This is a genomic window from Cereibacter sphaeroides 2.4.1, from assembly GCF_000012905.2.
Classification (GTDB): Bacteria; Pseudomonadota; Alphaproteobacteria; order Rhodobacterales; family Rhodobacteraceae; genus Cereibacter_A; species Cereibacter_A sphaeroides.
In genome coordinates this window covers 1,776,976-1,789,276 of the sequence record NC_007493.2, presented here as the reverse complement: position 1 = coordinate 1,789,276, position 12,301 = coordinate 1,776,976, and the positions used below count along the sequence as shown (strand labels likewise).

Below are 12,301 nucleotides of genomic sequence, written 5' to 3'. Positions count from 1 at the left end.
CGGAAAGGGCGTAGCGCCTGAAGGAGCCCCGCATGTCCACCAATGCGATGCATGTCGCCTCGACCGGTCTCAATGCCCAGCAGACCCGGATGCAGGTGATCTCGAACAACCTCGCCAACGTCAACACGACAGGGTTCAAGCGCGACCGCGCCAATTTCGAGAGCCTCCTCTACCAGACCTGGAAGCCCGGCGGGGCGCAGACGTCCGAAGCCACCGCCATGACCTCGCCCTCGGCGGTGGGGACGGGGGTCCGCGTCGTCTCGACGGAAAAGCTCTACACGCAGGGCTCGCTCGCCAATACCGACAATGCGCTCGATCTGGCCATCGACGGGCCGGGCTTCTTTCAGGTGCTGATGCCCGACGGGCGCATGGGCTACACCCGGAACGGCACCTTCTCGCAGAATGCCGAAGGCACCATCACCACCCCCTCGGGCTATGTCGTGCAGCCCGAGATCCAGATCCCCGAGGGCGCGGTCTCGGTCACCATCTCGTCGGACGGGATCGTGTCGGTGCTGATGCCCGACGAGACCGAGGCTCAGGAGGTGGGCCAGATGACCCTCGCCACCTTCGCCAACCCGCGCGGCCTCCAGCCCGTGGGCGAGACCTTCGCGGTCGAGACCGGGGCCTCGGGCGAGGCGGTGATCGGCAATCCGGTCGAGCCCGGCTTCGGAAAGCTCGTGCAGGGGTCCCTCGAAGCCTCGAACGTCAACGTGGTGCAGGAGCTGGTCGACATGATCGAGACCCAGCGCGCCTACGAGGTCAATTCCAAGTCCATCTCGGCCTCCGACGAGATGATGCAGTATCTTTCCAACAAGCTCTGAGGCGCAGATGTCCCGCCGCATGTCCCTCATCGCGCTGGCCCTGCTGCTCGCGCCCGCCGCCTGCTCGACCTATGTCGAGGACCGCGCCTCCGAGGCCTGGGCCCCGGTCTATCCGGTCGAGGAGGCCGGGCGGCTCGACAGCCTGCCCACCGGCGGGATCTACAGCAGCGCCTCCCGCGGCCTCTTCGTCTCGGACCGGCGCGCGGCGCGGGTGGGAGACATCGTGACGGTGGATTTCGACGAGAAATTCTCGGCCTCGAAGTCGCAGAGCGCCTCGGGCTCGCGCAAGAGCGATTATGCGATCGACCTGCCCGATGCGCTCACGCTGGGGCTCGACGACGGGGTGCTCGACAATTCGACCGATCAGGGCTTTTCGGGCAAGGGGGCGGCCTCGCAGTCGAACTCGCTGCGCGGGCGGATGTCGGTCTCGGTCACGCGCGTGCTGCCGGGCGGCAATCTCGAGATCATGGGCCAGAAGCTCCTCACGCTGAACAACGGCAACGAATATGTCCGGCTGAAGGGCGTGGTGCGCCCCGAGGACATCGGGCCGGACAATGTGGTGACCTCGGACCGGATCGCCCATGCCGAGATCAAGTATATCGGCGCGGGCGACACTGCCGACACCGCGAAGCCCGGCTGGCTGCGGCGCGGCCTGTCCGTGGTCTCGCCGCTGTGAGGCGCGCTCTCCTTCTCGCAGCGCTTCTGGCCTGCGCGCCGCCCGCCTTCGCCGACCGTCTGAAGGACCTGACGACGGTCGCGGGCGTGCGGTCGAACCCGCTCGTGGGCTACGGCGTGGTGGTGGGCCTGTCGGGAACCGGCGACGGCAATTCCCAGCTCACCCAGCAGTCGATGCAGTCGCTGATCTCGCGCCTCGGCCTCTCGGTCGAGACGGGCGATCTCAAGGCCAAGAACGCCGCGGCCGTCATGGTGACGGCCGACCTGCCGCCGTTCCTGAAGATCGGCCAGACGCTCGACGTGACCGTCTCGACCGTGGGTCAGGCCAAGTCGCTGAAGGGCGGCACGCTTCTGATGACGCCGCTCATGGGGGCGGATGGCGAGGTCTATGCCATCGCGCAGGGCAATCTCGTGGTGGGCGGGCTCGGCGTCGAGGGCAAGGATGGCTCCTCGCTCACCGTGAACATCCCGACCGTGGGCCGCGTGCCCCGCGGCGGCATGGTCGAGAAGATGGTCGAGACGCCCTTCCTCGAGACGGACCATCTGGTGCTGAACCTCAACCGCGGCGACTTCTCCACCGCGGCGGCCGTGGCGGAGGGTGTGAACCGCACCTTCGGTCCCGACGTGGCGGTGGCGCTCGACGGGACCTCGATCCGGGTGCGCGCGCCGGCCGATCCCGCGCGGCGCGTGTCTTTCATGAGCCTGCTCGAGAATGTCGAGGTCGACCCCGCGCCGCCCGTGGCCAGGGTGGTGGTCAATGCCCGCACCGGCACCGTCGTCATCGGCGGCACGGTGAAGGTGACGCCCGCGGCCGTCACCCACGGCTCGCTCACCGTCCGCGTGACCGAGGATCAGCGCGTCTCGCAGGGCGCGAGCGTGGTTGTGGGCAACAATGCGACCGTGGTGGCGCCGGGCGAGCCGGTGGTGACGCCCGACAGCCAAGTTCAGGTGGTCGAGGAGCCGGCCAAGGCCTTCGTCTTCGATCCCGGCGTCTCGCTGAGCTCGCTCGTCGATGCGATCAATGCGGTGGGGGCAAGCCCGTCGGACCTCGTGGCGATCCTCGAGGCGCTTCGCGAGGCGGGGGCGCTGCGCGCCGAACTGGTGGTGATCTGATGGATCTGAAGCTTCAGTCCCTGACCCCGCTGTCGCTCTCCGGCAGCCGCGCCCAGCCCGCGGGCCGCGAGGATCTGCGGCAGGCGGCCGAGGGGTTCGAGTCGCTCTTTCTCACGCAGCTTCTGAAGGCCGGTCGCGCGGGTCTTCCGGGCGGCGATCTCCTGGGCTCGTCCGGCGTCGATACGGCGCGCGACATGCTCGACATGGAGCTTGCAAAAAGCTCGGCCGGGCGCGCGGGGCTGGGCATCGCCGACGCGATCGAGCGCCAGTTCGCCCCTCTCGTCAGGGACGGCAAGTCGTGACCGGCAACGGCGTTCCGGTGGCGCTCCGCAACCGTCCGGGCCGGTGGCCGAGGACCGCCGCGGGCCTGCCCCTCCTTCCCGCCAGAGCCGTCCGGGAGACCTGACCCTTGTCCATCCTCGACATCGCCCGTTCGGGTCTCCTGTCCTACCGCTCGGCCCTCTCCGTCACGGCCGAGAACATCGCCAACGTGAACACCGAAGGCTACGTCCGCCGCGAGGCGGTTCTGGCGCAGGTGCCGGGCGGGCAGATCAGCCCGACGAGCGCCGCGACCTCGGGGCAGGGGGTGCGGGTCGAGGACGTGCGCCGGGCCTTCGACGGGCTGGTGGCGCAGCGGCTGCGCACGGCCGAAGGCGCCGCCGCCTCGGCCGAAACGCTCGACACCACCGCCGGCGCGCTCGAGAGCCTGTTTCTGGCCGGGGCGGGCAGCGTGCCCGAGGCGCTGACGGGCTTCTTCGACGCACTCAACGGGCTCGGCGCCACGCCGCGCGACAGTGCGCTGCGGCAGGTGGTGCTGGCGGCGGGCCAGACGCTGGCCAGTTCCTTCACCACCGTGGCAAGCGGGCTCGCGGGGCTCCGCGACGAGGTGGCGGGGCTCGCCGGGCAGACGGCCGCCGAGGCTTCGCAGACCCTGCGGCAGCTGGCCGAGCTGAACGGGCGCATGACCGGCGCGCAGCAATCGGCGCTGAACCCGCTGCTGGACGAGCGGGACAGGCTCCTCGGCGAGCTCTCGCGGACGGTGGGGGTCCAGGCCAGCTTCGATGCTCTGGGCCGCACCACGGTGACGCTCGGCTCGGCGCCGGGCGGGCCGCTGCTGCTCGAGGGGACGGCGGCGAGCACGCTCGGCGTGGCCGAGGCGGGCGGTCTCGTGCTCGAAGTCACGCGGGCAGGCGCCACGCTCCAGAGCCGCCAGATCACCGGGGGCAGCCTGCAGGGCTATGCGTCGGCGCTCTCGGCGGTGGACAATGCGGCGGCCGAGCTCGATGCGCTCGCGCGCCAGCTGGTCGCCGAGATGAACACGGTGCACGCGCAGGGGATCGATCAGTCCGGGGCCCGGGGGGGCGATCTCTTCGCGCTCGAGGGCTGGCAGGTGGCGGCCGACGCGGGCAACCGGGGCACGGGCGGCGCTTCGGTGGTGGCCTTCGACATCGCCACGGCGCCCGGCCCGCTCACGCTGCTGCACGATGCCGCGGCGGGGCTCTGGCACGCCTACGATGCCGGGGGCACGCTCCTCGGCAGCGGCGCCGAGACGCTGGCCCTGCCGGGCCTCACGCTGCAGATGACCGGCGCGGCCATGGATGGAGACCGTCTGACGGTCTCGCCGCGCCAAGGGCGGGCGCTCGACATGCGCTTCCTGCTGACCGACACCCGCCAGATCGCGGCCGCGGCGCCCTATATCGTCTCGGCCGCCAGCGGCAATGCGGGGTCGGCGCAGGCGAGCTTCGTGCCGGTGACCTCCACGCTCCCCGCCACCGGATCGCTGGGCGGCCTGCTGACGGACGCGGGCGGGGCCGATGCCGCGACGCTGATCCGTGCGGGCGTGGTGGGTCACATTCCGGCCGGAACGGGCTCGGTCACGCTGGCGAGCCTCGGCAGCCAGTCGCAGCAGGAATTCCTCCTGTCCGACCCTGCCGCGGCGGGCGCCACGACGCTCTCCTTCTCGATCGGCGGCACGGTCCACAGTTTCGATCTGACGGCGCTGGGCGCGACGGACCCGGCCACTCTGGCCGCGGCGCTGAATGCCGGGGCTGTGAGCACCGGCGGGCAGACCCTCGCCGAGCTGGGCGTCACGGCCAGCGGCAGCACGGGGCGCTTCACGCTGATGCTGGGGCAGGGCGACTTCGATGCCGGCGCCAGCGTGACGGGATCCGCCGGGACCGTCGCAGGCAGTCTGACAGCCGCCGAGCCCGCGGGCGGGACGATCCAGATCATCACGCGGGACGGACGCCACATCGCAGGCACCGCGCTCACGGCCGAGGAGGCCGCGCTTCTGCTGACCGAGGCCAACGGCTTCCTGCCGGGCGCGGTCTACGACGCCTCGACGCTGAACGGTGCCGGAGGCACCGGCTATCGTGGAACCGGGATCGCGGGCGCGATCCTGCCGGGCGAACGTGTGTTGTCGCTCCATCCCGCCGATCCGGTGGCCGGCAGTTCGGGCCTTCTGCCTCCCGCATCCGCGCTCCCGAGCCTGACGCTCGAAGCGGCCGGGGGCCTTCCCCTCCCGGTGCAGCTGCCTGCGGGTGCCTCGGCGGCCGAGATGGCGCAGGCCATCAACGCGTTCGGGGCTGGCATCGAGGCCGAGGCCCGCACCGGCGTCACGATCGAGGCACCCGCCGACGGCACGCTGAGCTTCGCGCTCACCGGCACCAACCTCTCGCCCGTGCGCATCAGCGGCGCCGTGGCGGGCGGGCGCATGGACGCGCTGGCGCTGGCGGTCAATGCGGTGAGCGCGGCCACCGGCGTGCGGGCCGAGCTGTCGCCGGACGGGGCGCGGCTCCTCCTCGTTCAGGACGGGGGGGCGGATATCGGGATCGTGGGACTCCGCCACACGGCCGGGGCCGCCGTCACGCTGCAGGGCACGGACGCCGAGGGCAGTCCCTCGGGCGCGCCCCTCACCTTGTCGGGCACGGCCGACAGCGCGCGCTTCACGGGCGAGCTGCGGCTCTCGTCGGCGAGCGGTTTCTCGGCCGATCTGGGCGGCGTGCGGCAGGATGCGGCCGTGGATCCGATGAGCGGCGGCCTCGTCTCGCGCGGCGTGAGCGGGGCAGGCGGTGTTCAGACCTACGGCTTCACCTACGATCCCGCCTTCGACGGGGAGGGGCTCTCGGCGGACGGCACCTTCGCGCAGGCGGGTTCCGCGCACTATGCGATGACGGTGGGCAGCCGGACGGTGACACTCGATGCCGCGGCGGCGGGCGTGAGCGACGGGGCCGGCGTGGCCTCGGCGCTTGCGGCTCTCCTGCGCGCCGAAGCCCCGGCGGCGACGCTGACCGGCGGCCCCGTCGCGGCGCTGCCCGCCGATGGGCGCAGCGTCTCGGTCTCCTACGAGGGGCAGAGCTACACGCTGCGCATGACGGGTGGGGCGGTCGCGGTCGATGGCGGCGAGCCGGGACTGCTCACGGCCGCCTTCGACGCGACGAACCGGCTGGTCATCCAGGCGGCTGGCTCGCTCGACGGCGCGGGCCTGCGCATCGAGAGCGGGGCGGCCGCGGCCTTCGGATTGGCGGCGGCCGACGCACCGGTCTCGACCCTCACCGGTCAGCCCGCGGATCCCGCCGCGCTGCCCGCGAGCTTCGACATCGAGCTGGGCGGCACCCTCTACAGCCTGACCGCAAGCGCGGGCGGCATCGCGGTGCCGGCGGGCTTCCCCGGCAGCGCGGGCTGGGACGGGGCGGGGCGTCTGGTGCTGGAGGTTCCGGCGGCAGCCGGGGCCTTGCGCGTGCCGCCCCAGGCCGGGGCGCGGGCGGCGGGGCTTGCCACCGAAGGCGTCTCGGTGGCGGTGTCGCAGGGCGCGCTCGTCCTCACCTCCACCACCGGCGCGCCCGTCGCGGCCTCGGCCGAGGCGCAGGCGCTGGCGGGCCAGCGGCTGACCCTTACCGATCTGCCCGACGAGGATCTGATCGTCGTCATGACCGGCACGGGCACGCTCCGTCTTGCAGGCTCCCTCGATGAGGCGCCTCCGCCACCTACACCGGCCGCCGTCGAGCTGCGGGTGACCGATGCGGCCAGCCGGCAGGTCGAGCTCTTCGACACGGCGACCGGCCATTCCATCGGCAGCCGCACGCTGGGCGCGGACGGGTCGGTGACGGTGGGCGGCTACCGCATCACGCTGACGGGCACGCTCGCCACCGGCGACCGGTTCACCCTGACGCCCGCCACCGGCAATTCGGGCGGCGGCGAGATCCTCGACCGGCTGGTGGCGCTGGCCTCGGGCGATCCCGCCACCGGTCAGGGCGGCTACGGGGCGGATTACATGCAGCTCCAGACCCGGATCGGCACGCAGGCCAAGGCCGCCGCCGGGCGCGTCTCCTCGACCGCGGCGGCGCTCGAGGTGGCCGAACGCGCTTCTGCGGCGGCGAGCGCGGTCAACCTCGACGAGGAAGCCGCCCGGCTCATCGAGCAGCAGCAGGCCTATCAGGCCTCCTCGCAGGTCTTCTCGGTGGCGCAAACCCTGTTCGAAACCCTCCTGAACGCGCTGTGAGGCGGCCATGACCCTCGGAACCACCCTCTTCGCCACGCTTGCCAGCCGCAACTTCTCGCGCCTTCAGACCGAGATCGGCACATTGCAGGCCCGTATCGCCTCGGAGGTGCGCGACCCGCGCCCGTCCGCCGATCCCACCCGCGCGGTGCAGCTCTCGGCCGCGAAGGAGATGGAAGCCACGCTCGGGCGCTACGGCGCGAATGCCAGCTCGGCCGCGGACCGGCTGGCCCATGCCGACGTGGCGCTGGGCGAGGTCGCGGCGCGGATGCGCGAGCTCAAGGATGTCGTGCTGCAGGCCGGCAATCCGACGCTCTCCGACGAGGGGCGGGCCGGTCTGCGGATCGTGGCCGAGTCGGCCCGCGAGGCGCTCTTCGCGCTGGCCAACCGCAAGGATGCGATGGGGCAGGGCCTCTTTGCGGGCTATGCCGCGGGCCCGGCCTTCGTGAAGGAGGGCGACGCGGTCCGATTCGCGGGCAACGACGGGCAGCCCGTGGCCCAGCTCTCCGAGACGCTGCGCGTGGCCACCAGCCTCGGCGGCGCCGAGGTCTTCATGGCGGTGCCGACCGAGGCGGGGCCGCGCAGCGTCTTCGATCTGGCCGACGATCTGGTGGCAACCCTGTCGGTGCCGCTGGCACATTCCAGCCCGCAGCGCAGCGCGGAAGACACGGCGCGGCTCTCTCTGGCAGCCCCTCCGGCCCCGGCCACGGTGCGCTTCACCCTGACGGGCCCGGGGGGCTCGGTCGAGATCGAGCAGCGGCTGCCGGGCTCGGCCCTTGCCGCCATCAATGCGGCCTCGGCCCAGACCGGCGTCACCGCCACGGAGGAACCGGACGGGACCCTCGTCCTGGGCGCCGTGGGCCGCATCACGGTCTCGGACATGAGCCGCAGCGACGACCCGCGCGACGTGCTGGCAACCTTCACCAGCGCGGATGACAAGGGCGGCTGGATCATGCCCGCGCGGTTCGACGCGGCCTCGCTGACCGACGCTTTCGATGCCGCCGTGAGCCACATGGCCGAGCAGCGGGCCCGCGCCGGCGCGTTCGCCGCCTCTGTCGACACGCAGGCGGACGCGATCAGGACCCGGCAGACCCGAATCGCAACGGCCATCGGCGGGCTCGAGGATCTCGACGTGGCCGAGGCGGTCACGCGGCTGCAGCAGCTTCTCCTGACGCAGGAGGCGGCGCAGCAGACCTATGTCAAGATCGCCAACCGCAGCCTGTTCGATTACCTGCGCTAGGGCCGGATGGCACGGCCCTTGCCCGCGACGGGCATGAGGTTCGCGCTCGTCCTGATCCTGACGCTTCTGGCCGCCCCCGCGCTCGCGGCGGACGAGGTCTGCGAGACGCTCGCGGCCCGGGCCGGTGCCGAGGCCGGCATACCCGAGGGGCTGATGGAGGCGATTGCCCGCGTGGAATCGGGCCGGGGCGGGCGCGCCTGGCCCTGGACGCTGAACCAGGGTGGGCGCGGCATGTTCTTCGAGACCCGGGCCGAGGCGGTGCGCATGCTCAAGTCGACGGTCGCCTCGGGCGTGTCCAACATCGACGTGGGCTGCATGCAGCTCAACTGGCGCTGGCATGCGCCCGCCTTCGCTTCGGCCGACGAGATGATCGATCCTGTGCGCAACACCCGCCATGCGGCGCGCTTCCTGCGCGAACTCCGCGCCCGTCTCGGCTCGTGGGAGGCGGCGACGGCGGCCTATCATTCGGCCGATCGCGGGCGCGGCGCGGCCTATCTCGCCAAGGTCGAGGCCGAGCGCGGCGGATCGCGTCTGGCCGAGGCCGCGACGGACCTGCCCGACGAGGCGACCCTCGCCGCCGCGCGCGTGCAGGGCCTCCTCGTGCTGGCTCCGCAGCCGATGGTGAGCCTCGGCGAGACGCAGGGAGGGCTGCCCCGGGCGGCCTCCGACATTCCCTCGCAGGGGCCTCTGGAGCTTCGCGCAGCCGCCCCGGACCTCCTCGCCGAGGCGGACCTTCCGCAGCGCCTGCGCGCCCGGTTCCACGCGGTCCAGTCCTTCCGCGACCTGCTCGCAATGCAACCGTGAGGCGCATACCTGTCCAAAAGGATAGTGCCTCTGTCTCTCGGGCGTGACCCCTGCTTTTATCCGTTCGGACAAGCCATTGATGCAGTTGCAGCATGGGCGCAGGTCGACGATCTTGAGGATCAGTTAACCATTTTTGAGGCATGGCCCCGCCGCATGACCAGTCACTTCTCGCCCGAGGGCGCCCGCTCCCGCCCGCTTCCCCCTCCTGCCGGCCTCATCAATCGGGTGATCCCGGGCGAGTCGGTTTCGATCTGCCGGGTGAAGCAACTGATCGCCGCGGTCGCCGTCAGCGATGCGCCCGTCCTCGTGCGGGGATCGACCGGCACCGGCAAGGAACTGGCCGCCGAGGCGCTGCACCGGGCCTCGGGCCGCGGCGGGGCGCTGATCGCGGTCAACTGCGCCGCCATTCCGGCGGACCTGCTCGAATCCGAGCTTTTCGGCCATGAGAAGGGCGCCTTTACCGGCGCCGACCGGCAGCGGATCGGCCGGATCGAGATGGCCCACGGCGGCACGCTCTTTCTCGACGAGATCGGGGACATGCCGCTGGCGCTGCAGGCCAAGCTGCTCCGCGTTCTCGAAAGCCGCCGCATCTCGCGCGTGGGCGGCACCAGCGAGATCGAGGTCGATTTCCGCCTCGTGACGGCCACGCACCGCAACCTCGACGCGCAGGTGGCGGCGGGCGGCTTTCGCTGCGATCTCTACTACCGCATCAACGTCTTTCCGCTCGAACTGCCCGACCTGCGCGAGCGCGCCTCGGACATTCCGCTGATCCTCGCGCGGATGCTGGAGGATCAGCTGGCGCGGGATCCGGCACTGGATCTGCCGCATTTCGACACCAGCGCGCTGCGGGCGCTCGCCGGGCATTCGTGGCCGGGCAATGTGCGCGAATTGCGCAACGTGCTTGCCCGCGCCATCGTGCTCTTTCCGGGCCGGATCGTGACCGCGCGCCATGTGCGCGAGAACCTTCTGCAGCTCGCCATGCCCGATCCCGAGGGGCCCGCGGGCCAGCAACCGGCGGCTGCGCCAGAGGCGCAGGGACTGCCCGAACCGAGCCAGTTCCATGACATGCTCGAGGGGCGGGCCGACCTCGACCTGCGCGGCTATCTGCGCGACATCGAGGTGGCGCTGATCGAGGCGGCGCTGGCCAAGCGCGATGGCTGCGTGAGCCGTGCGGCCGATGCGCTGCGCCTGCGCCGCACGACGCTGATCGAGAAGATGAAGAAGTTCGGCATCATGCGGTGCAGCGCGGCGTGAGGGGCGCCGATCCTGCCGGGCAGGGACGCCTCAGCCGTCCTTGTTCCAGGATTTGACGAGGTTCTCGAGGTAGGTCCCGGTGCTCTTCATCCGCGAGACCGCCTGCTCCATCGCCGTGAACTGCGCCAGATAGCGGCTCTCGAGCTTCGTCGCCCGCAGGTCGAGCGCCTCGATCACCTCGGCCTGCTCCGCGGCCAGCTTGCCGATCTGATCCTCGCGCTTCGCGATGCTGCCCTCCGCCTCCGTCGCCCCGTCGAGCAGCGACTGGAGCTGCGAGGCGAAGCTGCGCCCGAAGCGGATGGTGGCATCGGCGACATCGTCCCTCGCCGTGACGATCAGGCCCGCCATGTCTCCCGAGAGAACGATATATTTGCTGGTGCCGTCGGTGCCCGGCAGGCCGAAGGTCGCGGCGCCGGCGACTGTCACCGCGCCGGTGCCGGGATCGCGCCGGAAGGCATAGTCGCCCGAGGCGGCCTTCGAGGTCAGCGCACCCGTGACCGTCACCCCTTCGGTGGGCGAGGAGAAGCTGTTGGTGAACATCGCATCGAAGATCTCGGGCCGCGCGGCGAAGGCCTTCTGGAAGGCCTCTTCGTCGAACGAGAGCGAGCCGTCGCGGTTGGTCGAGACCCCGAGCTGCGAGAGGTAGACCGGTTTCTCGCCGTGTCCCGTCAAGGGCCCCGAGAGGAGCGATGAGAACTGCCGCTTCAGCGCCTCGACGGTGCTGTCGCCCACCAGATCGCCTGCGGCCGTGCCGTCGACCGAGCGCACCGTCACATCGCGCATGATCTTCAGCGTCGCATTCAGCTCCTCGACCATATAGGCCATGGCCGCCTCGGCCAGCGCGCTGTCGCGGCTGACCGAGACGACCGCGGGGCCAGAGGTCTTGCCCGACACGGTGAGCGTGGCGCCCGGCACCAGATCGGTGATCTCGTTCGAGCCGCGGGCGACGGTGATTCCGTCGACAGTCAGGAGCGTATCCGTCGCCGCCTGCACCTGCGCGTCGAGGTTCGTGGCCGTCGTGTCGAAGCGCGCAAGCCCGTTGCCCGCCGTGCCCTCGGCCACCGTGAAGCGCAGGGCGCTGCCCGCACCCGGCTCGGATACGACGCCGAGCGAGAAGGTCCCGTCGCCCTTGTCGAGCACGCGCGCCACCACACCGGGGATGTCGCTCAGCGCGGTCGCCAGATCCTGCAGCGTGGCGCCGTCGCCCACATCGATCGAGGAACTGGCGAGGGCGGGGTTCTGCGCGAAGCTCGTAGCCTCCTGCGATCCTTCGGGCGCATACCAGACGCCGAAGTCGATGGTGATCCGGCCCGCGCCGAGGGCGGCGTCCGCCGCCGGGAAGCCGCCGAACTCCAGCACCTGACGCTGGGCCACCTGCAGAACCTCGATCTCCGTGACCTGTTCGGACACGAGCGTGCGGTCGGTGACGCTGATCGAGAGGGCCGAGCTGGAGCTCGTGGCCTTGAGGACGGAGGATTGCGTGACGGTTCCGATTGCCTCGGACAGCGACTGGAACTGCGCGCGCACCTTGCCCAGGGCGGAGATCGAGACCTCGGTCGCCTCGATCTTCTTCTCGGCGGTCGTGCGTTTCACCGCCGTGTCCGCCGTGACGAGGCTCGTCGCCAGTTCGCGGATGTTCAGGCCCGAGCCCGATGCACCGAGGGCGTTCAGCCAGTCCGTCGCCATGGGATGCTCCTTGCGCTCTACCCCCGGATTAACGGCGCGTGTCCGCAGGGCTTTAGCCCGCCCCTGCAAGAAGGATGCAAGCTGCCGCAGGCCGCGACGGCCTTGTCCGAACGGCTGTCAAAGGGCAGCCTCCGCCTGCCGCGGATTTTTGGGAGGGGCGCTAAAAGTTTCTCCGGCCGGCCGTTGAAGGGGACAGAGCGCCGCGAGGCG

General features: G+C 71.3%; 9 protein-coding genes. 8 read left to right on the top strand and 1 reads right to left on the bottom strand.

The features are described from left to right. Window positions 1–32 precede the first annotated feature (32 nt). The 8 genes from flgG to RSP_RS08595 all read left to right on the top strand — a co-directional run bounded on the left by flgG (window position 33) and on the right by RSP_RS08595 (window position 10,405). Window positions 33–821 (top strand): flagellar basal-body rod protein FlgG, encoded by a 789-nt coding sequence (flgG, locus tag RSP_RS08630; protein ID WP_002720227.1) that lies wholly within the window; start codon window positions 33–35, stop codon window positions 819–821. 7 nt (window positions 822–828) lie between these two features. After that, complete coding sequence (locus RSP_RS08625) at window positions 829–1,497, top strand: flagellar basal body L-ring protein FlgH (RefSeq protein WP_011337975.1); 669 nt, start codon at window positions 829–831, stop codon at window positions 1,495–1,497. Continuing rightward, window positions 1,494–2,609, top strand: a complete 1,116-nt coding sequence (locus RSP_RS08620; protein ID WP_017140236.1) for a flagellar basal body P-ring protein FlgI — start codon at window positions 1,494–1,496, stop codon at window positions 2,607–2,609. The genes RSP_RS08625 and RSP_RS08620 overlap by 4 nt, the downstream gene beginning before the upstream one ends. Next, window positions 2,609–2,911, top strand: coding sequence for a rod-binding protein (locus tag RSP_RS08615; RefSeq protein ID WP_011337973.1), 303 nt, complete (start codon window positions 2,609–2,611; stop codon window positions 2,909–2,911). The genes RSP_RS08620 and RSP_RS08615 overlap by 1 nt, the downstream gene beginning before the upstream one ends. Before the next feature lie 107 nt (window positions 2,912–3,018). Beyond that, the gene (gene flgK, locus RSP_RS08610) at window positions 3,019–7,110 is read left to right on the top strand and encodes a flagellar hook-associated protein FlgK (RefSeq protein ID WP_011337972.1); all 4,092 of its coding nucleotides are present in this window, start codon (window positions 3,019–3,021) and stop codon (window positions 7,108–7,110) included. A 7-nt stretch (window positions 7,111–7,117) separates the two neighbouring features. Continuing rightward, window positions 7,118–8,347 (top strand): flagellar hook-associated protein FlgL, encoded by a 1,230-nt coding sequence (gene flgL, locus RSP_RS08605; RefSeq protein WP_011337971.1) that lies wholly within the window; start codon window positions 7,118–7,120, stop codon window positions 8,345–8,347. Between the two features lie 33 nt (window positions 8,348–8,380). Further along, window positions 8,381–9,151: a transglycosylase SLT domain-containing protein gene (locus RSP_RS08600; protein WP_050988680.1), complete on the top strand. Its 771-nt coding sequence runs from the start codon at window positions 8,381–8,383 to the stop codon at window positions 9,149–9,151. Window positions 9,152–9,304: 153 nt separating this feature from the next. Then, window positions 9,305–10,405 carry a sigma-54 interaction domain-containing protein gene (locus RSP_RS08595; RefSeq protein WP_002720220.1) on the top strand — a complete coding sequence of 367 codons (1,101 nt, stop codon included), beginning with the start codon at window positions 9,305–9,307 and terminating at the stop codon, window positions 10,403–10,405. A gap of 30 nt (window positions 10,406–10,435) precedes the next feature. Here RSP_RS08595 and fliD read toward each other — a convergent pair whose 3' ends face one another. Next, window positions 10,436–12,091 carry a flagellar filament capping protein FliD gene (fliD, locus tag RSP_RS08590; RefSeq protein ID WP_011337968.1) on the bottom strand — a complete coding sequence of 552 codons (1,656 nt, stop codon included), beginning with the start codon at window positions 12,089–12,091 and terminating at the stop codon, window positions 10,436–10,438. Between the last annotated feature and the right edge of the window lie 210 nt (window positions 12,092–12,301).

Coding starts and splice junctions, on each gene's coding strand:
- RSP_RS08625 (WP_011337975.1), top strand. CDS start 829: ATGTCCCGCCGCATGTCCCTCATCGCGCTGGCCCTGCTGCTCGCGCCC.
- RSP_RS08595 (WP_002720220.1), top strand. CDS start 9,305: ATGACCAGTCACTTCTCGCCCGAGGGCGCCCGCTCCCGCCCGCTTCCC.
- flgL (WP_011337971.1), top strand. CDS start 7,118: ATGACCCTCGGAACCACCCTCTTCGCCACGCTTGCCAGCCGCAACTTC.
- fliD (WP_011337968.1), bottom strand. CDS start 12,091: ATGGCGACGGACTGGCTGAACGCCCTCGGTGCATCGGGCTCGGGCCTG.
- RSP_RS08615 (WP_011337973.1), top strand. CDS start 2,609: ATGGATCTGAAGCTTCAGTCCCTGACCCCGCTGTCGCTCTCCGGCAGC.
- RSP_RS08600 (WP_050988680.1), top strand. CDS start 8,381: ATGAGGTTCGCGCTCGTCCTGATCCTGACGCTTCTGGCCGCCCCCGCG.
- flgG (WP_002720227.1), top strand. CDS start 33: ATGTCCACCAATGCGATGCATGTCGCCTCGACCGGTCTCAATGCCCAG.